The 23,724-nt window shown below is 56.2% G+C and carries 22 protein-coding genes and 1 riboswitch; of the genes, 10 read left to right on the top strand and 12 right to left on the bottom strand.

Going from position 1 to position 23,724, the window contains the following annotated elements; all coding sequences use genetic code 11:
* The first annotated feature begins 5 nt into the window (after positions 1 to 5).
* Positions 6 to 473 carry a DUF1456 family protein gene (locus tag PGR29_RS05955; protein ID WP_015706088.1) on the top strand — a complete coding sequence of 156 codons (468 nt, stop codon included), beginning with the start codon at positions 6 to 8 and terminating at the stop codon, positions 471 to 473.
* 43 nt (positions 474 to 516) lie between these two features.
* Here PGR29_RS05955 and PGR29_RS05950 read toward each other — a convergent pair whose 3' ends face one another.
* Both PGR29_RS05950 and metG read right to left on the bottom strand, forming a co-directional pair.
* Positions 517 to 981 carry a YehR family lipoprotein gene (locus tag PGR29_RS05950; protein ID WP_015365748.1) on the bottom strand — a complete coding sequence of 155 codons (465 nt, stop codon included), beginning with the start codon at positions 979 to 981 and terminating at the stop codon, positions 517 to 519.
* Positions 982 to 1,120: 139 nt separating this feature from the next.
* Positions 1,121 to 3,154 (bottom strand): methionine--tRNA ligase, encoded by a 2,034-nt coding sequence (gene metG / locus PGR29_RS05945; protein WP_045377042.1) that lies wholly within the window; start codon positions 3,152 to 3,154, stop codon positions 1,121 to 1,123.
* A gap of 151 nt (positions 3,155 to 3,305) precedes the next feature.
* Here metG and apbC point away from each other — a divergent pair, with 151 nt between their 5' ends.
* Complete coding sequence (apbC, locus tag PGR29_RS05940) at positions 3,306 to 4,415, top strand: iron-sulfur cluster carrier protein ApbC (RefSeq protein ID WP_015365751.1); 1,110 nt, start codon at positions 3,306 to 3,308, stop codon at positions 4,413 to 4,415.
* On the opposite strand, the gene PGR29_RS05935 is transcribed toward apbC, so the two are convergent.
* A complete protein-coding gene (locus PGR29_RS05935) occupies positions 4,412 to 4,864 on the bottom strand; it encodes a GNAT family N-acetyltransferase (protein ID WP_316424342.1) in 453 nt (150 codons plus the stop codon). The two genes, apbC and PGR29_RS05935, sit on opposite strands and share 4 nt — an antisense overlap.
* Positions 4,857 to 5,174, bottom strand: coding sequence for an RcnB family protein (locus PGR29_RS05930; RefSeq protein ID WP_087860184.1), 318 nt, complete (start codon positions 5,172 to 5,174; stop codon positions 4,857 to 4,859). Before PGR29_RS05930 ends, PGR29_RS05935 begins: the two co-directional genes overlap by 8 nt.
* 183 nt (positions 5,175 to 5,357) lie before the next feature.
* On the opposite strand from PGR29_RS05930, the gene PGR29_RS05925 reads away from it, so the two are divergent.
* Positions 5,358 to 6,257 carry a LysR family transcriptional regulator gene (locus PGR29_RS05925; RefSeq protein WP_087860186.1) on the top strand — a complete coding sequence of 300 codons (900 nt, stop codon included), beginning with the start codon at positions 5,358 to 5,360 and terminating at the stop codon, positions 6,255 to 6,257.
* On the opposite strand, the gene PGR29_RS05920 is transcribed toward PGR29_RS05925, so the two are convergent.
* Positions 6,247 to 7,590, bottom strand: coding sequence for an NCS2 family permease (locus PGR29_RS05920; RefSeq protein ID WP_045364254.1), 1,344 nt, complete (start codon positions 7,588 to 7,590; stop codon positions 6,247 to 6,249). The genes PGR29_RS05925 and PGR29_RS05920 overlap by 11 nt on opposite strands.
* Before the next feature lie 2 nt (positions 7,591 to 7,592).
* Positions 7,593 to 9,404 carry an adenine deaminase gene (locus PGR29_RS05915; RefSeq protein WP_316424237.1) on the bottom strand — a complete coding sequence of 604 codons (1,812 nt, stop codon included), beginning with the start codon at positions 9,402 to 9,404 and terminating at the stop codon, positions 7,593 to 7,595.
* A gap of 124 nt (positions 9,405 to 9,528) precedes the next feature.
* On the opposite strand from PGR29_RS05915, the gene PGR29_RS05910 reads away from it, so the two are divergent.
* The gene (locus tag PGR29_RS05910) at positions 9,529 to 10,440 is read left to right on the top strand and encodes a LysR family transcriptional regulator (protein ID WP_316424236.1); all 912 of its coding nucleotides are present in this window, start codon (positions 9,529 to 9,531) and stop codon (positions 10,438 to 10,440) included.
* Here the strand turns inward: PGR29_RS05910 and PGR29_RS05905 are convergent.
* Both PGR29_RS05905 and PGR29_RS05900 read right to left on the bottom strand, forming a co-directional pair.
* Positions 10,437 to 10,859, bottom strand: coding sequence for a universal stress protein (locus PGR29_RS05905; protein ID WP_113374381.1), 423 nt, complete (start codon positions 10,857 to 10,859; stop codon positions 10,437 to 10,439). The two genes, PGR29_RS05910 and PGR29_RS05905, sit on opposite strands and share 4 nt — an antisense overlap.
* Positions 10,860 to 11,000: 141 nt before the next feature.
* Positions 11,001 to 12,977 carry an alkyl/aryl-sulfatase gene (locus PGR29_RS05900; RefSeq protein WP_113374382.1) on the bottom strand — a complete coding sequence of 659 codons (1,977 nt, stop codon included), beginning with the start codon at positions 12,975 to 12,977 and terminating at the stop codon, positions 11,001 to 11,003.
* Between the two features lie 214 nt (positions 12,978 to 13,191).
* Here PGR29_RS05900 and PGR29_RS05895 point away from each other — a divergent pair, with 214 nt between their 5' ends.
* A complete protein-coding gene (locus PGR29_RS05895) occupies positions 13,192 to 13,827 on the top strand; it encodes a helix-turn-helix domain-containing protein (protein ID WP_113374383.1) in 636 nt (211 codons plus the stop codon).
* Positions 13,828 to 13,872: 45 nt separating this feature from the next.
* Here the strand turns inward: PGR29_RS05895 and PGR29_RS05890 are convergent, their stop codons facing one another.
* Entirely contained in the window at positions 13,873 to 15,849 is a 1,977-nt protein-coding gene (locus PGR29_RS05890; protein ID WP_316424234.1) for an alkyl/aryl-sulfatase, read from the bottom strand.
* Between the two features lie 282 nt (positions 15,850 to 16,131).
* On the bottom strand, positions 16,132 to 16,557 hold the full coding sequence (locus PGR29_RS05885; protein WP_087860192.1) for a hypothetical protein: 426 nt from the start codon (positions 16,555 to 16,557) through the stop codon (positions 16,132 to 16,134).
* A gap of 312 nt (positions 16,558 to 16,869) precedes the next feature.
* Here PGR29_RS05885 and PGR29_RS05880 point away from each other — a divergent pair, with 312 nt between their 5' ends.
* The 5 genes from PGR29_RS05880 (at position 16,870) to fbaB (ending at position 20,660) form a co-directional block, all read left to right on the top strand.
* On the top strand, positions 16,870 to 17,328 hold the full coding sequence (locus PGR29_RS05880) for an STM2901 family protein (RefSeq protein ID WP_087860204.1): 459 nt from the start codon (positions 16,870 to 16,872) through the stop codon (positions 17,326 to 17,328).
* Entirely contained in the window at positions 17,322 to 17,651 is a 330-nt protein-coding gene (locus PGR29_RS05875) for a DUF1493 family protein (RefSeq protein ID WP_316424233.1), read from the top strand. Before PGR29_RS05880 ends, PGR29_RS05875 begins: the two co-directional genes overlap by 7 nt.
* 106 nt (positions 17,652 to 17,757) lie before the next feature.
* Positions 17,758 to 17,854, top strand: a riboswitch (TPP riboswitch).
* Between the two features lie 34 nt (positions 17,855 to 17,888).
* The gene (gene thiM, locus PGR29_RS05870) at positions 17,889 to 18,662 is read left to right on the top strand and encodes a hydroxyethylthiazole kinase (RefSeq protein WP_087860193.1); all 774 of its coding nucleotides are present in this window, start codon (positions 17,889 to 17,891) and stop codon (positions 18,660 to 18,662) included.
* Entirely contained in the window at positions 18,659 to 19,459 is an 801-nt protein-coding gene (thiD, locus tag PGR29_RS05865) for a bifunctional hydroxymethylpyrimidine kinase/phosphomethylpyrimidine kinase (protein ID WP_087860194.1), read from the top strand. Before thiM ends, thiD begins: the two co-directional genes overlap by 4 nt.
* Positions 19,460 to 19,607: 148 nt before the next feature.
* Positions 19,608 to 20,660 (top strand): class I fructose-bisphosphate aldolase, encoded by a 1,053-nt coding sequence (gene fbaB, locus PGR29_RS05860; RefSeq protein WP_087860195.1) that lies wholly within the window; start codon positions 19,608 to 19,610, stop codon positions 20,658 to 20,660.
* A 62-nt stretch (positions 20,661 to 20,722) separates the two neighbouring features.
* Here fbaB and PGR29_RS05855 read toward each other — a convergent pair whose 3' ends face one another.
* Both PGR29_RS05855 and PGR29_RS05850 read right to left on the bottom strand, forming a co-directional pair.
* Entirely contained in the window at positions 20,723 to 22,006 is a 1,284-nt protein-coding gene (locus tag PGR29_RS05855) for an RbtT/DalT/CsbX family MFS transporter (RefSeq protein WP_316424232.1), read from the bottom strand.
* An 82-nt stretch (positions 22,007 to 22,088) separates the two neighbouring features.
* A complete protein-coding gene (locus tag PGR29_RS05850) occupies positions 22,089 to 23,696 on the bottom strand; it encodes an FGGY-family carbohydrate kinase (RefSeq protein ID WP_316424231.1) in 1,608 nt (535 codons plus the stop codon).
* Between the last annotated feature and the right edge of the window lie 28 nt (positions 23,697 to 23,724).

The following is a 23,724-nucleotide window of genomic DNA, read 5'->3' as shown; positions in this document are numbered from 1 at the left end:
GCATTATGATCAGTAACGATATTTTACGTAGCCTGCGCTACACCCTGAAAACGAATAATAACGGTCTGGTACGCATCTTTGCGCTGGCGGATGCGCCGGTGAGCGCGGAACAACTGGTACCCTGGCTGAAAAAAGAAGACGAAGAAGGGTTTGCGCGCTGCCCGGATGTCGTACTGTCGAATTTCCTCAACGGTCTGATTTACGACAAGCGCGGCAAAGACGAGTCGGCGCCGCCGCTGGCGGTTGAGCGCCGGGTGAATAACAATATCGTACTGAAAAAATTGCGTATCGCCTTTTCGCTGAAGACCGACGACATTCTGGCGATCCTGACTCAGCAAAAATTCCGCGTGTCGATGCCGGAAATTACCGCCATGATGCGCGCGCCGGACCACAAAAACTACCGCGAATGCGGCGATCAGTTTTTGCGCTATTTCCTGCGCGGTCTTACCGAGCGCGAGCACGCCAAAGGCTAAGCGCCAGACGTGACCCGGGCCTGCGCCCGGGCCCTGTCTCTCTTTACTTCTTCACTTCTTTAAAACCCTGCGATTCCAGCAGCTTAGTTGACACGGATAGCGAAACAAACTGCTGTGAGCAGTCGGTGAACATCGAGCCCGGCAGTTTGCACAGCTCGCTGATTTTCGCTTTGCTGAAATCCACGGTCAGATGCTCAAGCGCGTAGGAATCTTTATAGTCGATGGTCTGCTCAACGCCCTGTAGATTACGATACACGCTGCTAATCGGCTCAATAATGGCCCGCGCCTGTTCTTTATTTTCGGCGCCGATCGATTTATAGGGAATAGTGTTGTCGGCATCCTGACGCAGTACTTTGTCGCCATCATAGTGGTAGGTAAAGCTGAGTTCGACGCCGTTAGTATTCAGCGCAAAGGTTTTACTCTCTTCTTTTTTATTATCGCAGCCGGCGAGCGCCGCCAGCAGAACGGATACGGCCAGCACGCCAGCCATCTTGCGGTTAAATTTCATCACGATTCCCTATGTTGAGTGGTATTGCGCGTCCAGAGAGGAACAGACAGTAATGATTATTATGGCGATTACGCATTGTCGCAACAGAAGGCGTGAAGGGAATAAAAAAAGCGCTGCTGGAGCAGCGCTTTTGCGAGGTTTATTTAACCTGCTGACCCGGCTGTGCGCCGCTGTCAGGGCTTAACAGGAAGATATCTTTCCCGCCGGGGCCGGCGGCCATCACCATCCCTTCGGAGATGCCGAAGCGCATTTTACGCGGCGCCAGGTTAGCGACCATCACCGTCAGGCGGCCAATCAGCGCCTGCGGATCCGGGTAGGCGGAGCGGATGCCGGAGAAGACGTTGCGCTTCTCGCCACCAAGATCCAGCGTCAGGCGCAGCAGCTTATCGGAACCGTCGACGAACTCGGCGTTTTCAATCAGCGCGATACGCATATCCACTTTGGCGAAATCGTCAAAGGAGATAGTTTCCTGGATCGGATCATCGGCCAGTGGACCGGTGACCGGCGCGGCGGCGGCTTTAACTTCTTCTTTAGAGGCTTCCACCAGCGCTTCGACCTGTTTCATTTCAATGCGGTTGTACAGTGCCTTAAAGGCGTTAACCTTGTGCGCCAGCAGCGGCTGCTGGATGGCGTCCCAGCTCAGCTCGGTGTTGAGGAACGCTTCAGCGCGCGCGCTCAGCCCCGGCAGAACCGGCTTCAGCCAGGTCATCAGCACGCGGAACATGTTCAGCCCCATGGTGCAGATTGCCTGCAGGTCGGCGTCGCGGCCTTCCTGTTTTGCCACCACCCACGGCGCCTGCTCGTCGACATAGCGGTTAGCGACGTCGGCCAGCGCCATAATTTCGCGGATTGCTTTACCGAACTCGCGGCTTTCCCACGCTTCGCCGATAGCGGCAGCCGCATCGGTGAAGGTTTTATACAGCGCCGGGTCAGCCAGCTCAGCGGAGAGCATGCCGTCAAAGCGTTTATTGATAAAGCCGGCGTTACGTGAGGCCAGGTTGACCACTTTGTTAACGATATCGGCGTTAACGCGCTGGATAAAGTCTTCCAGGTTCAGGTCGATATCATCGATGCGCGAAGAGAGCTTAGCGGTGTAGTAATAGCGCAGACTGTCGGCATCAAAATGGTTCAGCCAGGTGCTGGCTTTGATAAAGGTGCCGCGAGATTTGGACATCTTGGCGCCGTTTACCGTGACATAGCCGTGAACGAACAGATTGGTCGGCTTACGGAAGTTGCTGCCTTCCAGCATGGCCGGCCAGAACAGGCTGTGGAAGTAAACAATGTCTTTACCGATGAAGTGATACAGCTCGGCGCTGGAATCTTTCTTCCAGTATTCATCGAAGCTGGTCGTGTCGCCGCGTTTATCGCACAGATTCTTAAAGGAACCCATGTAACCGATCGGCGCATCCAGCCAGACGTAGAAGTATTTGCCCGGTGCATTCGGAATTTCAAAACCAAAGTACGGCGCATCACGGGAAATATCCCACTGTTGCAGACCGGATTCGAACCACTCCTGCATTTTGTTCGCCACCTGCTCCTGCAGCGCGCCGCTGCGGGTCCACGCCTGCAGCATTTCGCTAAAGGACGGCAGGTCGAAGAAGAAGTGCTCAGATTCACGCATTACCGGCGTCGCGCCGGACACCACGGATTTCGGGTCGATAAGCTCCGTCGGGCTGTAGGTCGCGCCGCAGACTTCGCAGTTATCGCCGTACTGGTCCGGGGATTTACACTTCGGACAGGTACCTTTGACGAAACGGTCCGGCAGGAACATGCCTTTTTCCGGGTCGTAGAGCTGAGAGATGGTGCGGTTTTTAATAAAGCCGTTTTCTTTCAGACGGGTATAGATAAGCTCCGACAGCTCGCGGTTCTCGTCGCTGTGCGTCGAGTGGTAGTTGTCGTAGCTGATATCGAAACCGGCAAAATCGGTCTGATGCTCCTGACTCATCTCGCCAATCATCTGCTCCGGGGTGATGCCAAGCTGCTGCGCTTTCAGCATAATCGGGGTGCCGTGGGCGTCGTCGGCGCAGATGAAGTTGACTTCGTGGCCGCGCATTCGCTGGTAACGGACCCAGACATCAGCCTGGATGTGCTCCAGCATGTGGCCGAGGTGGATAGAGCCGTTGGCGTACGGCAGCGCGCACGTTACCAGAATTTTTTTCGCGACTTGAGTCATAGTGGGCATTACATCTTCTGTTGTAAAAAGGGCTTTTGATGTTACCTGAAAGGCAATAATTTGGTAAGCCCAAAGCTTATTGTGGGGGAATTATTCCCTTTCAGGTAAACTTAACGGACAAGAATCAACTCACAATAACAAAGGAGTCGGGATGAGTTCGCAATCCCAGGCCAAATCCCCCGAACGTCTACGCGCGATGGTCGCCGGGACCCTGGCTAATTTCCAGCACCCAACCCTGAAACATAACCTCACCACGCTAAAGGCGCTGCACCATGTCGCCTGGCTTGACGATACCGTGCATATCGAGATCCAAATGCCGTTCGTCTGGACCCGCGCGTTTGAGGCGTTGAAGGAGCAATGCAGCGCCGAGCTGCTGCGTATCACCGGCGCGAAAGCCATCGACTGGAAGCTCTCTCACAGTATCGCCACCCTGAAGCGGGTGAAAAACCAACCGGGTATTAATGGCGTGAAAAACATCATCGCCGTCAGTTCCGGTAAAGGCGGGGTGGGCAAATCCTCTACCGCCGTCAACCTCGCGCTGGCGCTGGCGGCGGAAGGGGCCAAAGTGGGTATCCTTGATGCCGACATCTATGGTCCGTCGATTCCGACCATGCTTGGCGCGGAAGACAGCCGCCCGACATCACCGGACGGCACCCATATGGCGCCGATTATGAAGTATGGCCTGGCGACGAACTCCATCGGATATCTGGTGACCGATGACAACGCCATGGTGTGGCGCGGCCCGATGGCCAGCAAGGCGCTGATGCAGATGCTGCAGGAGACGCTGTGGCCGGATCTGGATTACCTGGTGCTGGATATGCCGCCGGGAACTGGCGACATCCAGCTGACCCTGGCGCAGAACATTCCGGTAACCGGCGCGGTGGTGGTGACGACGCCGCAGGACATCGCGCTGATCGACGCCAAAAAAGGCATCGTGATGTTTGAGAAAGTAGAAGTGCCGGTCGTAGGCATCGTGGAAAACATGAGCATGCATATCTGCAGCAACTGTGGCCACCACGAACCTATCTTTGGCACCGGCGGCGCCGAGAAGCTGGCGGCGAAGTACCACACTCAGTTGCTAGGCCAGTTGCCATTGCATATCACGCTGCGTGAAGATCTGGATAAAGGCACGCCGACGGTTATTGCGCGTCCGGAAAGCGAGTTTACCGATATCTACCGCCAGCTGGCGGGACGCGTGGCGGCGCAGATGTACTGGCAGGGCGAAGTTATCCCGAGCGAGATCGCCTTCCGCGCCGTTTAAGGCTGGGTGTAACGCATCAGCCAATAATCTCCGTCAGGAGACGCGCCCTGTGCTTCGAGTTTCCAGCCGTGATGCTGGTAGAAGCGCAGGGCGTTTTCATTTCGCGACAGACATTTCAGCGTACCGCTGTGCTTAAATGAGCGCTGAACCTGTTCCAGCAGCAGACTACCGACGCCTTTTCCCTGCCACTGCGGATCCACGAACAGGTTATGCAGGAAGTTGTCGATAACCCACACCGAGGCGAATCCTGCCAGCGTATCGCCGCATTCGGCGACCCATAGCTGCTCGTCTTGTACCACCGCATCAAAATCTTCCAGCCGCCATTGATCGCTGTTAAGCCATGTCCACGAGGCCATACGCGCGTCAAGGAATAGCTGGCGCAGGCGAGGATAGTCGCTGTCGTGACCGGGGCGAATGCGCAGTTGCGGCTGCGTCGATGACTTAGCGATGATAGAAAATCTCGCCGTCATACACCTTCAGGATCTTGCCTTCGGTGTCGGTGATCAGGACGTAGTTGCCGCCCATGTAGGTCCAGTGGCTGCCGGCATCCGGCGCAGGCAGGTTACGCTGTTGCCACTGCTTGATGTTGTACTCAGGAGTGAGGTACATCGCCGGCACGGTATCGCCAATATGAAATTGGGTAAAATCAGCGGTGAATTCTTTCATCGCATACTGTTCAATCCCGGAGGCCGGCGCCGCCCAGCTTGCGCTGGCGCTGGCAAGAAGTACGCCCAGAAGCATCATTTTTGTTTTACGCATATTTTCCTCAATATTACCTGGACTCAAAATAGCAGCCTCGTATCATTCCTGAAGCGCTGCTGAAATGGCAAGCACTGGTTTTTTAAAAAGTGTAAGCAAAACACGGCTGAAGTCTTGTGCCGCTTGCGTTGTTGCGCGGTAAATCGCTATTTTGGGAGCATTCTGAAGCTTTGGAGAATTGGCATGTTCAGGCTGGAAGATCTGACCTTATTTGTCCGCGCGGCGGCGTTAGGTAGTTTTAGCGAGGCGGCACGAGAAGCGGGGCAGCAGCCTGCGCAGGTAAGCGCAGCGATCAAACGCCTGGAAACGACGCTTAATATTCGCCTTTTTGCTCGTTCGACCCGTAGCCTGCGCCTGACCCCGGAGGGCGAAACCTGGCTCCCCTATGCCACCCAGATGCTCGATACCCTTCAGGCCGGGCTACAGAAAATTCAGACGCCAGGGGATGAAGTACGCGGCACGCTGCAAATCGCCGTGCCATCCGATCTAGGGCGTAACCTGCTGCTCAAGGTATTTTGCGCTTTTCGCGAACGTCATCCGGCGCTGCGCCTGCGGCTGCACTTTTCCGATCATCTGACCGACGTGTTTAAAGATCCGGTGGATGTCGCTTTTCGCTACGGCTACCACGAAGACGCTTCGTTTATCTCGCTGCCCGTCGCGCCGGAAAACCGTCGGGTGTTGGTTGCTTCACCGCAGTGGATTGCCCGCCACGGTCAAATCAGTAGCCTCGAGGAATTATCCCGGCACAGCGCGCTGTTGTACGTATTACGTGGCCGACCTTTTGATCGCTGGCCGCTGATTTCAGGTAATGAAGTGCATACCGTGGAGATGAACGGCGCGATTATGAGTGATGATGCGGAGGTGATCCGTCGGCTGGCGGTAGCCGGTGAGGGAATCGCTTATAAATCGTTTCTCGATGTCAGCGACGATCTGCGAGAAGGGCGTCTGGTGCGGCTGCTGCCGGACTATCAGGGCGATTTAACGCCGCTGAATATGATTTGTCCGCACCGCAAGCAGCTCTCTGCCGCGGTGCGTTTGTTATATCAAGAGGTGAAATCACATTGTGAAGCGCTTAGTGCTTAACTAAGGTCGCGAAGTAATAGATTAGCGGGATCGCCAGCACCCACAGGCCAATCGGAATTTCACGCCACTTGCCGGCGATCGCTTTGATGACAATGTAAAACAGCAGCCCGCCGGCGATACCGGTGCCGAAGCTGTTGGCGATGAGCGTAATCATCACCATCATTAACACCGGCAGACCGTCGGTGAAGTTCCCCAGATCGACTTTGCGCAGGCCGCTGAACATATTCAGGCCAATCAGAATTAACGCCGGCGCGGTGGCCTCTTTAGGGATCATGAGCGCCACCGGCGTAAACAGCAGCATCAACAGGAACATCACCGCCGCCGCCAGCGCAGTGAGGCCGGTCTTGCCGCCGGCTTCCGCCGCCGCGGATGATTCAATCAGCGCCGTGGCCGCCGGAATACCGACCCACGGGCCCAGCGCGGCGGCAATCGAATCGACCATAAACGGGCGATTAATCTGCGGCATGTTGCCTTCTTCATCCAGCAAGCCCGCCTCGCCGCCGACCGCCAGGGTCGTACCCATGGTCGAGAAAAACTCGGACGCGAAAAAGACGAACAGGAACGGCAGGAAGGCGATATTTAATGCCCCCAACAGATCGATTTGCCCGAACACCGGAGCCAGCGAGTGCGGAACGTCAATAAAGCTACCAGGTAGCTTTGTCACGCCGAACGGAATACCCACCAGGGTGGCGAACAGAATGGCCCACAGTATCGCGCCTGGTACTTTACGCGCCTGTAGCGCTATCGCCAGAAACAGGCCGCACAGCGCCACCAGCGCGCCGGGGGCAAGAAAATCACCGAGCATCAGGGCGTTGGTTTTGGCATTCGCCAACACCAGCCCGGCATTGCGAAAGCCAAGAACGGCAACGAATAACCCGATCGAAGCCGTGAGCCCCAGCTTAATTGACTGCGGTACCGAGCGGGTGACCACTTCGCGCAGGCCGAATTGGGTCAACAGGAAGAAGAGGATCCCCGACCAGCAGGCAATCCCGAGGCCAATCTGCCAGCCAATACCTTCGCTGCCCGCCAGCGTCACCCCCACCAGTACCGAGCCGCCAATGCCCGGACCGACGATAAACGGCAGGTTGGCATAAAACGCCATTAATAACGAACCGGCGACAAAGACCAGGATGGTGCCCGTGGTGGCGGCGCCTTTATCCATTCCGCCAATCGCCAGCAGTCCTGGAATGACCACCAGTAAATAGGCGGCGGCGAGAAAGCCGGTGATCCCGGCCAGGCATTCGGTGCGTAGCGAACCGCCCCGTGCGCGAAGCGCAAAGCGGCGCTCCAGCCAGTGGCTACGGGCAGAAGTATGAAGTGTGTTATCGGCCATGCTCAGGCTCCCTGAGGATTATTGTTGTGATGAGTTGGCGCCGGAGTCTCCCGGCAGGCTATCAACGGGTCAACTATCTGGCGACTGCCGCCGTCGGTGAGACCCAAATCGGTTAGATGCGGCCCGGCATTACAGGCGAGGCAGGTGCCTTCAATCGCCTTAAATACCCGGTATGGCGGCTCCCAGTCGGCGACTTTACTGCTTAAATCTCGCAGCTCGCGGAACTGCCGCGCCAGCTCGGCGGCGGGAAGATCGGAGAGCATACCGGCAATCGGCATCGCCACATGGGCCAGGATCTCGCCCTGTTGCGCCAGCGCCATTCCGCCGCCGGAAGCGATCAGCTGATTTGCCGCTAAGGCCATATCATGAGCATCGCGCCCGAGCACGACCAGGTTATGTGAGTCATGCGAGTAGCTGGTGGCAATGGCGCCGCGCAGCTCCCCCCAGCCTTCAAGCAGGGCGATTTGCGGCGTTGCCTGATGGCGGCCGTGGCGGTGCTTAACCCAAATCAGGCTAAAGCCCGGGGGCAGTTGTACTTCTCCGTCGCGGATCTGTACTTCCACTTCTCCCCATTTCGTGAAGCGCGCGCCGCTGATGTGGCGCAGGCGGGCGACGCCATGGCAAATGCCCTTAATTCGCAGAATAAAGTCTTCAGCGGCGAGGGGCGCTAACTGCAAAGTATCACGCGGCGGCGTCACGCCGGGCGCGGCGGCAAGCGGTGTTAGCAGGTGACCGTTACGAGCGATAAGTTTGCCGCCGACATAGACCTCCTGAGCCTCGAGTTTCTCCAGCGAATCAAACACCACCAGATCCGCGCGTCGTCCCGCGGCAATTAGCCCAAGATCGTTGCGCTGCAGGCGAATAGCGGCATTAAGGGTGGCGAAACGTAGCACATCGACCGTTGGCAAACCGTGTTCAATCAACAGGTTGAGCAGGGCGATAATGCCGCCTTTCTCCAGCAGCATATCCGGCGGTACGTCATCGGTGCAGACGGTGATTTGCGAGGAGAGATGCGGCAGCGTTTTTAACGCCGTAACGATCTCGGGCAATAGATAGGGGTGCGAGCCGCGAATTTCGATAGTCAACCCGGCGCGCAGTTTTTCCAGCGCATCGGCCGCTGAAGTCAGTTCATGATCGGAGGTGACGCCGGCGGCGAGATATGCCTGTAAATCGGCGCCGCTGAGCCCACGGGCATGGCCCTCAATCAGTTTGCCGCTGTTAAGCCCGGCCTGGACAATCTCCTGCATCCGTTCGCTACCGTTCAGCACGCCATGCATATCCATCACTTCCGCCACGCCGCGAACTTCCGGCCAGCCGAGCATGGTTTCCATTTCAGCGCCGGCGAAATCAGCGCCGGACATTTCGAGACCTGGCGTAGAGGGGACGCTGGATGGCGCGGCCACCATCACCTGTAGCGGCAGGTGGCGACTGGCATCAACCGCGTAGCGCACGCCATCGACGCCGAGCACGTTGGCCAGCTCATGCGGATCCCAGAACACCGCGGTGGTACCCTGCGTCAGGACGATTTCGGCATAACGCTCGGGCGGCAGATGCGAACTTTCAAGATGTACATGGGTGTCCATCAAGCCGGGCGACAGATAGCCGCCTTGCAGCGAGCGCACTTCATGGGCGTCGGCGCGGCTGCCGCGCGGATGTACGCTGGCAATCATTTCACCAACGATACCGACGTCAGCGTCGCGGATTTCGCCAGTGGCCATATCGACGATCTGCGTATCGATAAGCAACAGATCAAACGGGGATTCGCCGCGCGCGGCCTGTACGGCGCGACGACGTGCTTCTGCATTGCTGGACATAACAACTCCACCACAAGGATAATGCGGATACTCTAGGGGCACAGCAAACGTTTGCCCAGATGAATAAATTTATCGCCCGATAAGCTCGGGTTATTCTGTATGACCACCGGTAGCGAACCTGACAATGAACGAACCCTGGCAACGTCTGCCCGCGCTCTCGCTGAAGCAACTGCAGTATTTTGTGACCCTGGCTCAGTTGCGCCATTTTACCGATACTGCCAATCGGCTGGCGATTAGCCAACCGGCGCTCAGCAGCGCGCTGCGGCAGATTGAAACCGTGATCGGCGGCAAGCTGGTCAATCGTACCGCCTCGGCGGTCACTCTGACGGAACTGGGGGCGGCGATTTTACCCCATGCCCAGCGGATACTGAGCGTGGCCCAGGCATCTTTTTTTGATATGCAACAGATCGTGGAAGCCGGCGGCGATGGCACGGTGCGTATCGGGCTGGTACCGTCGGTGAGCTCGCTGCTGTTTCCGCTGCTACCGCAGACCTTGGCGCAGGCCTTTCCGCGTCTGCGCATCGAATTTCATGACCAGACCAACGATGCGTTAATGCAGGCGCTGCAAAGCGGTGAGATTGATTTTGGTATCGGCGCGATCGACAGTTCGCTACCAGCTGAGCTACTGGTTTATCCGCTACGCGAGGATCCGTTCGTGGCGGTACTGCACCGCGACGATCCGCTCGCTGCGCAGCCAAATTTACCGTGGAAACAGTTGGTGGGCCGTGATATTGCCGTTTTTTCAAAGGGGAATATCCAGCGGCTGGTGTCGGCGCTGGTGGAAAGCCAGCGTTTGACCTTAACGACGCGTTACCAGGTAGACTATATCGAAACCCTTTATGGACTGGTGCGTTCGCGGCTGGCGGTGGCTATTCTCCCGGCGCTGTATACGACCTATCTGCACGATCCGGCGTTAAAGGTGGCGCAACTGCAGCAGCCGGCGCTGACGCGGACGGTGGCTCTGATGCGTGGGCCGCAGGCGCTACCGCCATCAATCGAAGAGTGTTTTTCTCTGTTACAGTCCGCATTGCGCTAGGGTAGGTGTTTTATGAGTACGTCCACTGTCAAATGGTTGATGTACTCCAGCGAGTGCGAGGACAGCATCCCCAGCAGCCGGTTATGGTGTCCGGCGATAATTAAATCGATATGGCGTTGTCGTACGCACTCTTCGACATCAGCAAAACGGCGGGTTGTCACCAGCGATAGCGTCTGTACCGGCAGGGCGACGGTCGTCGCTAGCTCGTTGAGCAGGGCTTTGGCCTGAATGACCTCTTGCGATACTTCATCATTCTGCAGGCTGTCGGATACGTAATTAAGCGCCCGGTAGTCGGTGCTGATGTGGGCGATGGTAATCCGCATCCCGTTTTCCTGCGCCATCCTGGCGGCGTGTTGTAGCAACGGAACACCATCAAGGCTGCTATTAATCAGTACCAGCGCATGGTGATAAACGGTCATATATACCTCCGCGCAATAAAACAGTCCTGAACTCATTTTGGGCCTGCGGCGAGGGGAACGCAAATCAGAACATGCGAGGCGAATGGATAAAAAAATCCCCCGCGGCCTACCAGGGCGCGAGGGAGATTCAGCGATTATCGCTTACGGGGTGACAATGTTGAACCAGAATTCAAATTTGTCCATGTAGCTCAGCATTTCATCGAGCTTAGCGCCATTGCCGCTAATCTTGACGTCGCCCTTATCTTCAGCCTGCTTCAGCGTTTCCTGTTTCAAAATGATCTTGTTCAGGGTATCGCGATTCAGAGTAATGCTGGCGTCGGCATCGTCCGCTACCGCATTCGCGGTGTGGTTAAGTACGCCATTTTCCAGTTCCAGCTTGTACTTACCGCCGTCTTTACCGAGATCGATGTTGAAGACCGCTTTTGCCGCGCCGGCTTTCTGGCCGTTGATATGTACGCCCAGGTAGTCGAAGAACATTTCTGGGGTCATCGCGCGCACGGTATCCGGACTGGCGGTGTTAGGCGTCGGGAGTTTCTGTACGCCGTTACGCAGTTCCTGTGCGCCGGTCAGGTAGAAGTTGCGCCAGGTACCGGCTTCCGCCTGGTAACCTAACTGCTCCAGGGCATCCGCTTCGAGGTTACGCGCATCGGCATTCTGCGGGTCGGCGAAGACGATTTTACTGGTCACCTGTGCGACCCAGCGGTAGTTCCCCTGCTGATAGTCGGCTTTGGCTTTCTGCATGATGGCATCGGCGCCGCCCATGTATTCAACGAACTTCTTCGCAGCCTGTTGCGGCGGCAGCTCGTCGAGAGTTGCCGGGTTGCCATCGAACCAGCCGAGGTAGTAAACGTAGGTCGCTTTCACATCGTGGCTGACGGAGCCGTAATAACCGCGGCTCGACCACTGTTTCTCCAGCGATTCCGGCAGCTTGAAGTTAGCGGCGATTTCATCGCGGGTCAGCCCTTCGTTGGCCATACGCAGGGTCTGGTCGTTGATGTAACGGTACATGTCGCGCTGGCCTTTCATCAGCTTGATAATGTTGTCGTTACCCCAGGTCGGCCAGTGGTGCTGGGCGATAATGACTTCAGCATCGTTGCCCCAGCGGTCGATCGCGGCGTTAATATATTTTGACCACGCCAGCGGATCGCGGATCTTCGCGCCGCGCAGTGAGTAAGTGTTGTGCAGGGTATGGGTAACATCCTCTGCCGCTTCAATCATTTTCTTCTCTTTGACATACCACAGCATTTCCGACGGCGCTTCGGAACCCGGCGCCATCATGAAGTCGTAGGTCAGGCCATCAATCACTTCCTGCTGGCCGGTTTTGGTGATGTAGTTGGTCGGCTGGAGCAGCGTCACGGTACCCGCCGAGGTGGTGGTGCCAAGACCGGCGCCGACCTGGCCTTTGGCGTCAGGCTTCAGCAGGTTGCCGTACATATAGCTGGCGCGACGGCTCATCGCGGTACCGGCCATAATGTTCTCGGAAACCGCTTCTTCCATGAATCCTGCCGGGGCGTAGATTTTTACTTTGCCGGCCTTCACGTCGGCTTCATCAACCACGCCACGAATGCCGCCGTAGTGGTCAACATGGCTGTGGGTGAACAGGACGGCGACAACCGGCTTTTTACCACGGTTGGCGTAGTAGAGATCCATCGCTTCTTTCGCCGGCTCGGCGCTCAGCAGCGGGTCGATAACGGTGATCCCTTTCTCGCCTTCGATGATGGTCATGTTGGAGAGATCGAGATTACGGATCTGATAAACCCCGTCGGTGACTTTGAACAGGCCGCCGATATTAATCAGCTGCGACTGGCGCCACAGGCTTGGGTTAACGGTATCCGGGGCTTTTTCACCTTCTTTGACGAAGTCATATTTTGCCGGGTCCCAGATAACGTTGCCTTGCTCGCCTTTAATCATGGTCTGCGGTAGCGCGGCGATAAAGCCTTTATGCGCGTTATCGAAATCAGTTTTATCGGCAAACGGCAGTTTATTGTACAGCGCGTTATTTGCCTGCTGAGTTGCCGGAGTGGCGTCCTGCTGCTGAGCAGCTGCGAAGGCGGAAAGCGACAGCGAAGTTAAAACACCGGCTAGAGCCAGATGTTTAGCGATCTGATTTAATTTCATTGCATGGCCTCTTAGATTATTTGTTCCGCTATCAATGTTTAATATCAGCGGATAATTCAAATGCGGACTAATTACTGGCCATTTTAAAGCGAATACTTTGCGTTGATAGTCCCATATGGGACTGGTCATTAGTGAGAAAATAATCATCTCGAATCCGCCATCACTTCGCTGCTATACTCGATACCACGGCAGACGGCGCAGCAAGGGGCATAGCGTGAATTTTCAGGATATCCATAGCTATTATCAACAACTCAACATTGATGCCTTTTTTCCGCAAATAATGGCACAAGGGGAGACCCTGACGGTTGCGGCAAATAAAAAATTAGCAATTCAGCCTGGATATATTTATTTTTGCGCTGAAGGTTCGCTATCAATATTAATGCCGGAGAACGGCCTTCATATTGGTAATTCCATTGAGTATATGCCGATTGGGCTTATGGAAAGATATTGCCCGCTGGCGAAGTTTGAATATATCGGCAGCGCGGCGGTGAAGCTGGTTAAAGTCACTTATGAGATCTTTGACCAAATCTTTTTACACGGCGGTCCTGAACGCGTGCAGGAGCTGGCGACCATTCTTACCTATATGTCGATTTTTACTATCGATCTTCATAACGAACGCCGGCAGATGACCAGCTACCAGACTATCAGACCGATGCTGTTTCGCTATCTCTATCGCCAGAGTACCCATCAGGGGGAAAACGAAGGCCTGGCGCTGTTTATTATTAAGCGCACTAATCTGTCGCGCACGCATGTTTTTCGGGTGCTGGCGGATCTGAAAGCCGGGGGCTATATCACGATGAAGCGCGGCAAACTGGTTTCCATCGACCGACCATTGCCGGAAGCTTACTAGCAAAGAGGGAAAACTCCCGCGACCGAGCGCCGCGGGAGCAGGGTATTATGGCGTAACGATGTCGAACCAGAATTCGAACTTGTCCATATAGCCCAGCATTTCATTGAGCTTATCGGCGTTACCGGTGATTTTCGCGTCGCCGTTATCGACGGCCTGCTTCAGCGTCTCCTCTTTGAGGATGATCTTATTCAGGGTGGCGCGGTTGAGGGCAACAGTGGTATCGGCATCTTTCGCTTCCGCGTTGGCGGTATGGTTCAGTACGCCGTTTTCCAGCTCCAGCTTATACTTGCCGCCGTCGCTGCCGAGATCGATATTAAAGACCGATTTCGCGTTACCCGCTTTCTCGCCATTGATATGTACCGCCAGATAGTCGAAGAACATTTCCGGGGTCATCGCGCGCACGGTATCCGGGCTGGCGGTGTTCGGGGTTGGCCCTTTCACCACGCCGTTACGCAGTTCCTGCGCGCCGGTGAGGTAGAAGTTACGCCACGGGCCGGATTCCGCCTGGTAGCCTAACTGTTCAAGGGCATCTGCTTCCAGATTACGCGCATCCTGGTTTTTCGGATCGGCGAAGACGATTTTGCTGACGACCTGGGCTACCCAGCGGTAGTTACCCCGGTCGTAATCCTCTTTCGCTTTCTTCATGATGGCATCGGCGCCGCCCATGTAATCGACGAATTTCTTCGCCGCTTCTTCCGGCGGCAGTTCGTCGAGGGTGGCCGGGTTGCCGTCGAACCAGCCGAGATACAGCACGTAGGTGGCTTTCACGTCGTGGCTAACAGAGCCGTAATAACCGCGGTTAGCCCAGGTGTTGGCAAGGCTATCCGGTAGTTTGAATTTAGCGGCGATTTCATCGCGAGTCAGCCCTTCGTTAGCCATACGCAGAGTCTGGTCGTTAATGTAACGATACAGGTCACGCTGGCTCTTCAGCAGGTTGACTACGTTTTCGTTGCCCCAGGTCGGCCAGTGGTGCTGAGCCATAATAATCTCGGCCTTGTCGCCCCAGCGTACGATCGCTTCGTTGATGTACTTCGACCACGGTAGCGGTTCGCGGATTTTCGCGCCGCGCAGTGAATAGGTATTGTGCAGGGTGTGTGTCACGTCTTCCGCGGATTCAATCAGTTTTTTCTCTTCGATGAACCACAGCATTTCCGACGGCGCTTCCGAACCTGGCGCCAGCATGAAGTCATAGGTCAGACCGTCAATGATTTCTTTCTGTCCGTCTTTTTCAATGATATTGGTTGGGGCAATCAGGGTCACGGTACCCGCCGAGGTGGTGGTGCCAAGGCCGGCGCCCACCTGTCCGGTAGCCGACGGTTTCAGCAGGTTGCCGTACATATAGCTGGCGCGGCGGCTCATGACATTACCGGCCATAATGTTTTCCGCTACAGCCGCTTCCATAAAGCCGGCCGGCGCGTAGATTTTTACTTTGCCGGATTTCACATCCGCTTCATCAACCACGCCGCGCACGCCGCCGTAGTGGTCAACGTGGCTGTGGGTGTAGATAACGGCGACAACGGGTTTCTTACCGCGGTTTTTGTAATACAGATCCATGCCCACTTTTGCGGTTTCCGCTGATACCAGCGGGTCAACGACGGTAATGCCTTCTTTACCTTCGATGATGGTCATGTTGGAAAGGTCCAGATTTCGGATCTGGTAGACGCCGTCGGTCACCTCAAACAGACCGCTGATGTTAATCAGCTGCGACTGGCGCCACAGGCTCGGGTTGACGGTATCCGGGGCTTTTTCACCTTCTTTAATGAAAGAGTACTGCTGCGGGTCCCACACGACGTTACCCTGTTCGCCTTTAATCACTTCGGTCGGTAGTGCGGCAATAAAACCTTTATGAGCATTGGTAAAATCGGTGTTGTCGGAGAAGGGGAGTTGGTTATAGAGGGCGTCGTTGGCTTGTTTGGTGGCGGCGGTCGCTTCTTTTGCCGCGACTTCCGCCCATGCTGACAAGCTAATCGATGATAGCAAGCCGGCAATGGCTAATCCTTTCACTATAGGGGTCAATTTCATTGGAATCCTCTTACCTTAATGGCGATTCACTCGTTAATTCCGATCTGACATGGTGTTACAACTTGTAACGCTTCTTTGAACTATAACCAATTGTTTACATTGAGCAAGTTAATGATTACAAAAAAAATACATTAGTTAAAAAACTACTCTCTCGTAGGTAAAATGAGATTTATCCAATGGGATTAATGCCGCTTATTTAGCGCGGCGTTTGACGTGTCTGTTATTGCGGGGAAGGGGGAAAAGCAGCCCTTAGGCCGCTTTTAAATTAACAAGGAAGAGACGCTATTTGGCGTAGCCTAAAAATTTACCGTCCTGCATGACGGCAATTTTTCCGGATTGATAGACAATAAAAACGTATAAACCCTGCGAATAGGTTTTCGCGTCAGCATTGCTTTCGTCTAAGGCCGCGGGTTTGCCATCAACTGTCAGCCCGGTTGAGTTTGTGACCAGCTTCATGCCATTGAAGACTTTAACTTTTTTGCTGGACTGCGCTTTCTGCACGGGATATAAAGCCTGCGCATTTTCCAGCGCCTGTTTCTCCGCTGCGGCGTTCACCGCAGCCTGTTTGTTTTGTTCCGCAATATAACAGGCATCTTTACTGATCCCCTGTGCTTCGCACTCGGCCATACGCTGCGCCGGTGAACTGCAACCGGTCGCGATGGCTGCGCTGAGTACCAGCAGCAGCATAGAAACGTGTTTCACTTTCATCATTAACGACCTTAGTGTCGAAATTATTTTTAACATGTTATGCAACAAACTAACTGCAGCGGCGACTACTGCGGTTACTGTGTTCGCTTAGTTCGTGACGCGTAGTAACTATGTCGTATGGTTATTAAGTGAATTGTGATCTAAATCAACCTCCGCACGGATAGCTAAAATTTTGTGTAATCGCTTACATGGCGCAGGAAAAAGGGGCGTCTCTGTGGCAAAAGTACAAGGATGATACAACGACGCGTAATGACGGTATGCAAATCAGCCATTATGATGGCGCTTTCTGCAAGGATCATAAGGGATTATGAAGTGGATACTGTTGAGGAAATAAATGGAACATACTTTTTTGCGGGGCGTTCAAACCTTACCGCCTCAGAACTATTTTTCATGATCTTTGTCTTCAATACTGCTGATCAATTTGGTATCAAAGATGTTGCCTCTGTATATGCACTGTATGCGGGTATAAATGATCAGGCGACACGGGCTAAACCCGGATCGGCAATTCCTGGAACATCCAGACTATCGAAAGGTGCCAGACGAGTATTTGGCAATAGAATGTTCCCATTTGGGTTAAAAATGCCTACATGGATTGGCGGTTATACTCCATGGACTGTAAAAAGGAGGATGGTGAGGAAAATTGGAACGTGGGTGGGACGGACTATTCCCCTCATTGGTGAAGTGATCATTGTGGCTGATGTATCGCAGATCATTTACAACACGATCATTGAATACAATACCATCGCGCGGGGCAACGATAAGCTATGGTAGAAGATATCGAAAAACGCGTCATCAAGTTGTTCACTATTCGTAGTGGGACCTATATCCTCAGGAACAAGAAATACGCTACATACACGGCAGACTCGAGTATTCATTTTGATGTCCAGTTAGATCAAGATGACGTTGAAGAGTTAGTTGAAGACTATGCAAAAGAGTTCAACGTCGACATGTCGAATTTCCATCTTGAAACGTACTATCCCGAAGTCAATTTTTCATGGAATCTATTTAAAAAGCCTGAACCAGTAGATGTTCCAGAGTTCACCATTGATATGTTTATCCAGTCTGCCAAAGCCGGGAGATGGCTGTACGATTAAGGGACATATCGCCGGGAGACATACCGCTTTTACCGTTTACAAGCCTTACCGCTGGCATTACTATCCTGATTAGAGATTAACGGAACGTTAGTCGCCATTTTTTGTACCAAATGACTCGGGGTGCCCTTCTTTGTGAAGGCTGAGAAATACCCGTACCACCTGATCTGGATAATGCCAGCGTAGGGAAGTCAGAGACCGCATGGTCTGCGCTGCTTCCTCATCTGGCGGGAGCAAACCATGCATCAACCGCTAAACCCGGCGCATATCGCGCACCTACAACAGCTTTTCCGCACCTCTTCGCCGCTTGTTCACTGTATGACCAATGATGTGGTCCAGACTTTCACTGCCAACGTGCTGCTGGCTATCGGCGCCTCGCCGGCGATGGTGATTGACCCTACGGAAGCCGCGCAGTTTGCCGCCATCGCCGATGCGCTATTGATTAACGTCGGGACCTTAACCGTTGAGCGCGCCAACGCGATGCGCGCGGCGGCGCAGAGCGCCCGGCAGGCTGGAAAACCCTGGACGCTGGATCCGGTTGCCGTCGGTGCGCTGACGCTGCGTACCGATTTTTGCCATGAGCTACTGGAACTGCGGCCTGCGGCGATTCGCGGCAACGCCTCGGAAATCATGGCGCTGGCGGGGAGCAGCGGCGGCGGGCGCGGCGTCGATACCACCGACAGCGCGGCCGCCGCGTTACCCGCCGCCCAGGCGCTGGCCCGTAAGCTTAATACCGTGGTCGCGGTGACGGGCGAGGTGGATTACATCAGCGACGGCGAGCGCACGCTTACCGTGAGCGGCGGTGATGTCTTGATGACGCGGGTGGTCGGGACCGGCTGCGCGTTATCCGCAGTTGTGGCGGCAAGCGCCGCGATGCCCGGCGATCGGCTGCAAAACGTGGCTGCCGCCTGCGGCCTGCTGAAAATGGCGGGAGGTGAAGCGGCGCGACACGGCGGCCCCGGCAGTTTTATCCCGGCATTCCTCGACGCGTTATACGCGGGGGTGTCGGCATGAAGCGGATTAACGCCTTAACCATCGCCGGCACCGACCCCAGCGGCGGCGCCGGGATCCAGGCCGACCTCAAAACATTTTCCGCGCTCGGCGCTTACGGCTGCTCGGTCATCACCGCGCTGGTGGCGCAGAATACTCGCGGCGTGCAGTCGGTGTATCGTATCGAACCTGACTTCGTGGCGGCGCAGCTGGATTCGGTGTTTAGCGACGTGCGAATCGATACCACGAAAATCGGCATGCTGGCGGAAACCGATATCGTTGAAGCGGTGGCGGAGCGTCTTGCTCGCTACCAGATTGCCAACGTGGTGCTGGATACCGTGATGCTGGCGAAAAGCGGCGATCCGCTGTTATCCCATTCAGCCATTGCGACGCTGCGTCAGCGCCTGCTGCCCCACGTTTCACTGATCACCCCGAATTTGCCGGAGGCCGCGGCACTGCTCGATGCGCCGCATGCGCAAAGCGAGCGCGAGATGTTGGAGCAAGGCAGGGCGCTATTGGCGTTAGGCTGCGGGGCGGTATTAATGAAAGGCGGACATCTGGACGACGCCGAAAGCCCGGACTGGTTGTTCACCCGTGAAGGGGAACAGCGCTTTACCGCGCCGCGCGTGCTGACCAAAAACACCCACGGTACCGGCTGTACGTTATCTGCCGCGCTGGCGGCGCTGCGTCCGCGCTATGCCGATTGGGGACAAACGGTCGCCGAAGCGAAGGGCTGGCTGTCGGCGGCGCTGGCGCAGGCCGATTCGCTGGAAGTGGGGCACGGTATCGGCCCGGTGCATCATTTCCACGCCTGGTGGTAAATGGCAGTGAAACGAGACAGCAGAATCTACTGAAAAAACGCGCTCCCGGCTGGAAAATATGCTAACTCGGTACCAGGCTTAACCTGCCCATAATTTTTGGGTTGGGATAAAACATGCTGGCTGCGGCCAGCACTTACGGGAGATAGCTATGACTGATATTACGCAGTTGCTTGGCAAAGATGCCGACAGCCTTTTACAGCACCGTTGTATGACTATTCCAGCCGACCAACTCTATTTACCGGGAGCGGATTACGTCGACCGGGTGATGGTGGATAACAACCGCCCGCCTGCGGTGCTGCGTAATATGCAGACCCTCTACAATAACGGGCGCCTGGCGGGAACGGGGTACCTTTCCATTCTGCCGGTCGACCAGGGCGTAGAGCACTCGGCGGGCGCGTCGTTCGCCGCCAACCCGCTCTACTTCGATCCGAAGAATATCGTGGAACTCGCCATCGAAGCCGGCTGTAACTGCGTGGCTTCTACCTATGGCGTACTGGCCTCGGTATCGCGCCGCTACGCGCACCGCATTCCATTCCTCGTCAAGCTCAACCATAACGAAACGCTGAGCTACCCGACCGAGTATGACCAGACCCTGTACGCCAGCGTCGAACAGGCGTTCAACATGGGCGCGGTTGCGGTTGGCGCGACGATCTATTTCGGCTCCGAACAGTCGCGTCGGCAGATTGAAGAGATCTCCGCCGCCTTTGAACGCGCGCACGAGCTCGGCCTGGTCACCGTGCTGTGGGCCTATCTGCGCAACCCGGCATTCAAAAAAGATGGCGTCGATTACCACGTGTCCGCTGACCTGACCGGCCAGGCAAACCATCTGGCCGCCACCATTGGCGCTGATATCGTGAAGCAGAAAATGGCCGAGAATAATGGCGGCTATAAGGCGGTGAACTTCGGTTATACCGACGATCGCGTCTACAGCAAGCTGACCAGCGATAACCCGATCGATCTGGTGCGCTATCAGCTGGCGAACTGCTATATGGGCCGCGCCGGGTTGATTAACTCCGGCGGCGCGGCGGGCGGCGAAACCGATCTCGCCGATGCGGTGCGCACGGCGGTGATCAATAAACGCGCCGGCGGCATGGGGTTGATCCTCGGTCGTAAAGCCTTTAAGAAATCGATGAGCGAAGGCGTGAAGCTGATCAATGCGGTGCAGGATGTCTATCTGGACGGCAAAGTCACCATCGCGTAAGGCAAAAATCCGGGCGCGAGGCCCGGATTGATATTTTACTTACCCCGGTCTCCGGGGTTTTTTTATGATTTTACTGCGCTGACGTTCAGCGGTTCAGCCGCTTCGCTGGTAGCAAAACCGGGCTGCTCAACGCGAATAAACGGGCACAGACAAAACGCCAGCAGATAGAGCGCGGTATAGGCCACCACCACGCCGATGGTGCTGAAGTGCGGCAGCAGCACCACCGCAATCGCCGGCGCGAGGAAGTTCGACAGCCCGGCCGACAGGTTATAAACCGAAATCGCCGCCCCTTTATGATTTGGCTCCAGCGCCGGGAATACCGCCGCCATCGGCACAAACGCCGCGACGAAAATCCCCAGCGCAATTGCCGGCACCAGCGCCATGGCGAAGTTATGGCCGAAGTGCTGCGGCAGGTAGTAAAACGCCAGGCTCGACAGCGCCATGCCGATGCAGCCGAACCAGCGCACCACTTTCATCCAGCCCATTTTCTCCGCCACAATCCCCCAGAAGACGTTGGAGAAGATGGTGGTGAAGAAGAACGCCGCCCACACCTGCAGCCATTCGGAAGTGGTGAAACCGAGTTCATCGACGAACATCATCGGCATGACCACCGCGAAGCCGAACAGCGACAGGGTGTTGATAATGCGCACGATGCTGGAGAGCATAATGCTGCGGTTGGTGTAGATAAGGGTCACCGCGCGCCCCAGCTCGGAGAACTTCTCGCGGGTGGTGAGATTCTGCATATGGCGCGGGGTTTCGGTGTTACGCAGCGCCGCCAGGGCAATCAGCCCGCCGGTGACACAGAACGCCAGCGCCAGCCACAGGGTGCCCATCTCGCCAATGTGCGGGATGGTGAAGCTCGGGATATAGCTGCCGAACACGCCGATACCGACGGAGTAGACCGCCCAGAACCAGCCCAGGGCCGAGCTGGAGCTGTCGCTGCGGACGTTATGGATAATGGCGACGATAAACGAGTAGAGGAACAGCGGATAGGCCAGACCGCGGATACCGTAAAACAGCAGAATTAAGGCATAGTTGGCGCGGCCAAGGCCGAAAACGAGGAACAGAACGTGGAACACGCACCACAGCACGAAACCAATAAACATGGTTTTACGCGGGGTGATGATTTCCGCGACCACGCCGGAGACCCAGGCCGAGAGGGCGGCGGCGAGGCCGTAGAGGGTGAAGGCGAAAGAGGCCTGCGCCGGGCTGAAGCCCAGCTCCTTGATGTAGTGCGAGAGGAAGGCGAGTTCAAAACCGTCGCCGGTCATAAACACGGCGATGGCGACGTATCCCCAGATAAGGTTCAGCGGCAGACCGAACCACTGTTTGTTATTAACGGACATGTTAACCTCGATTTCAGGATGCAGAGGAGCGGCTCCGCTGTATAACAGCGGAGCATTATTGTTATTAAATTAAAGAGGTATGTTATTCGCGGATTAGCCGACCGGCCTGTTGTAGCGCTTTGTAGGCCTCATACCTGCGTTGATGCAGCGGACTAAACGCCGTCTCGCTGCGATAGGTTTTATCCACTCTGCTGAACCGCTTCATGGCGTCCGGTAGCGAGGCGGCGACGTTGCCCGCGACGGCGCCGAGGATGGCGGAGCCCAGCAATACGGGTTCGCTGCTGGCGGTGCTGACCACGGTCACGCCGCAGGCGTCGGCCAACAGTTGGCGTACCAGCGGGTGCTGCCCCGCGCCGCCGCTGATAACGATATTTTCGCTCTCAATACCACTGGCGCGTTGGGCATCGAGGATCTGCCGCAGGCCGTAGCCAATTCCGCATAATCCGGCGACGTACAGCGCGGTCAGGTTATCAAGATCCCGCTCCATCCCCAGCCCGGCAATCAGCGCTTTCGCGTGGGGGTCGGCAAGCGGCGCGCGATTGCCGAGAAACTCCGGTACGACATGCAGTCCATCTGCCAGCTGCACCGCCTCCGAAGGCGAGGCAACCTGCGCCAGCACGCGATCCGCCAGCCAGACCGGTAGAGGAACGGCGGCGGCTTTAGCCTGTTCACGCGCTTCGGCCGCCGCCGGATGGAAGCTCAGTAACTGGTCGATAGCCGCGCCGGCGGCGCTTTGTCCACCTTCGTTCAGCCAGTAACCCGGTACCATCGCCGAATAGTAAGGCCCCCAGACCCCTGGAACGAACACCGCTTTCTCGGTGGTGGTCATGGTGCAGGAGGAGGTGCCGAAGACGTAGGCCATATTATTCACCGCGCCGTTGAGTACGCCGACGGTGCCGATGCCGCCTGCGTGGGCGTCGATCATCCCGACCGCCACCGGCGTACCGACAGGCAGGCCCATCTCTTCAGCCGCCGCCGCGGTTAACCCATCACCACAGGGCGTACCCGGATCGACAATGCGCTGGCCGATACGAGCGAAGTCTTCCTCCGCCAGCTCTGCGAGGCCAATCTGGCGAAAGTAGTCGGCATCCCAGCGTTTTTCATGGGCCAGATAGGTCCATTTACAGGTGACGGTACAGACGGATCGGGCCAGATCGCCGGTCGCGCGCCAGGTGAGATAGTCGGCCAGGTCGAAGAAATGACGCGCGGCGGCAAAGATCTGCGGGCGGTTTTCTTTCAACCACAGCAGCTTCGGTGTTTCCATTTCCGGAGAGATAGTCCCGCCGACGTACTGCAGCACCGGATGGCGGGTGGCATTGATGCGTTCCGCCTGTTCGGTGGCGCGGTGATCCATCCAGACGATAATATTGCGATCTGCCTCTTCGCTGGGCCCGACGGCCAGCGGCGCGTCATTCTCCCCGATTACCACCAGCGAGCAGGTGGCGTCGAAGCCGATACCGGCAACCGAGTGCGGAGAGACGGCGGCCTTTACGACCGCGCGTTTGATGCAGTCGCAAACCGCCTGCCAGATTTCGCGGCTGGATTGTTCCACCACGCTGCCGGCGCTGCGGAAGAGGGTGATCTCCCGGGTGGCGTGGGCCAGCAGTTCGCCGCTGAGGTTAAATACCCCGGCGCGCACGCTGCCGGAGCCGACATCGACGCCGATAATGGTTTGAGTCTCGCCATTCATAAAATCGTCCTTTTAGTCACCGATACCG

Source organism: Klebsiella sp. 141203, assembly GCF_032601985.1.
Taxonomy (GTDB): domain Bacteria; phylum Pseudomonadota; class Gammaproteobacteria; order Enterobacterales; family Enterobacteriaceae; genus Klebsiella; species Klebsiella aerogenes.
The sequence above is the reverse complement of the archived record's forward strand: the minus strand, read 5'-3'. Positions and strand labels throughout refer to the sequence as shown.

What these genes read in the sequence shown, in the direction of transcription:
- PGR29_RS05875 (WP_316424233.1), top strand. Translation starts at nt 17,322, where the DNA reads ATGGTAGAAGATATCGAAAAACGCGTCATCAAGTTGTTCACTATTCGT.
- PGR29_RS05920 (WP_045364254.1), bottom strand. Translation starts at nt 7,590, where the DNA reads ATGGCCGATAACACACTTCATACTTCTGCCCGTAGCCACTGGCTGGAG.
- fbaB (WP_087860195.1), top strand. Translation starts at nt 19,608, where the DNA reads ATGACTGATATTACGCAGTTGCTTGGCAAAGATGCCGACAGCCTTTTA.
- PGR29_RS05850 (WP_316424231.1), bottom strand. Translation starts at nt 23,696, where the DNA reads ATGAATGGCGAGACTCAAACCATTATCGGCGTCGATGTCGGCTCCGGC.
- PGR29_RS05905 (WP_113374381.1), bottom strand. Translation starts at nt 10,859, where the DNA reads ATGACCGTTTATCACCATGCGCTGGTACTGATTAATAGCAGCCTTGAT.
- metG (WP_045377042.1), bottom strand. Translation starts at nt 3,154, where the DNA reads ATGACTCAAGTCGCGAAAAAAATTCTGGTAACGTGCGCGCTGCCGTAC.
- PGR29_RS05885 (WP_087860192.1), bottom strand. Translation starts at nt 16,557, where the DNA reads ATGAAAGTGAAACACGTTTCTATGCTGCTGCTGGTACTCAGCGCAGCC.
- thiM (WP_087860193.1), top strand. Translation starts at nt 17,889, where the DNA reads ATGCATCAACCGCTAAACCCGGCGCATATCGCGCACCTACAACAGCTT.
- PGR29_RS05900 (WP_113374382.1), bottom strand. Translation starts at nt 12,977, where the DNA reads ATGAAATTAAATCAGATCGCTAAACATCTGGCTCTAGCCGGTGTTTTA.
- thiD (WP_087860194.1), top strand. Translation starts at nt 18,659, where the DNA reads ATGAAGCGGATTAACGCCTTAACCATCGCCGGCACCGACCCCAGCGGC.
- PGR29_RS05925 (WP_087860186.1), top strand. Translation starts at nt 5,358, where the DNA reads ATGTTCAGGCTGGAAGATCTGACCTTATTTGTCCGCGCGGCGGCGTTA.
- PGR29_RS05955 (WP_015706088.1), top strand. Translation starts at nt 6, where the DNA reads ATGATCAGTAACGATATTTTACGTAGCCTGCGCTACACCCTGAAAACG.
- PGR29_RS05910 (WP_316424236.1), top strand. Translation starts at nt 9,529, where the DNA reads ATGAACGAACCCTGGCAACGTCTGCCCGCGCTCTCGCTGAAGCAACTG.
- PGR29_RS05930 (WP_087860184.1), bottom strand. Translation starts at nt 5,174, where the DNA reads ATGCGTAAAACAAAAATGATGCTTCTGGGCGTACTTCTTGCCAGCGCC.
- PGR29_RS05915 (WP_316424237.1), bottom strand. Translation starts at nt 9,404, where the DNA reads ATGTCCAGCAATGCAGAAGCACGTCGTCGCGCCGTACAGGCCGCGCGC.
- PGR29_RS05890 (WP_316424234.1), bottom strand. Translation starts at nt 15,849, where the DNA reads ATGAAATTGACCCCTATAGTGAAAGGATTAGCCATTGCCGGCTTGCTA.
- PGR29_RS05950 (WP_015365748.1), bottom strand. Translation starts at nt 981, where the DNA reads ATGAAATTTAACCGCAAGATGGCTGGCGTGCTGGCCGTATCCGTTCTG.
- PGR29_RS05855 (WP_316424232.1), bottom strand. Translation starts at nt 22,006, where the DNA reads ATGTCCGTTAATAACAAACAGTGGTTCGGTCTGCCGCTGAACCTTATC.
- apbC (WP_015365751.1), top strand. Translation starts at nt 3,306, where the DNA reads ATGAGTTCGCAATCCCAGGCCAAATCCCCCGAACGTCTACGCGCGATG.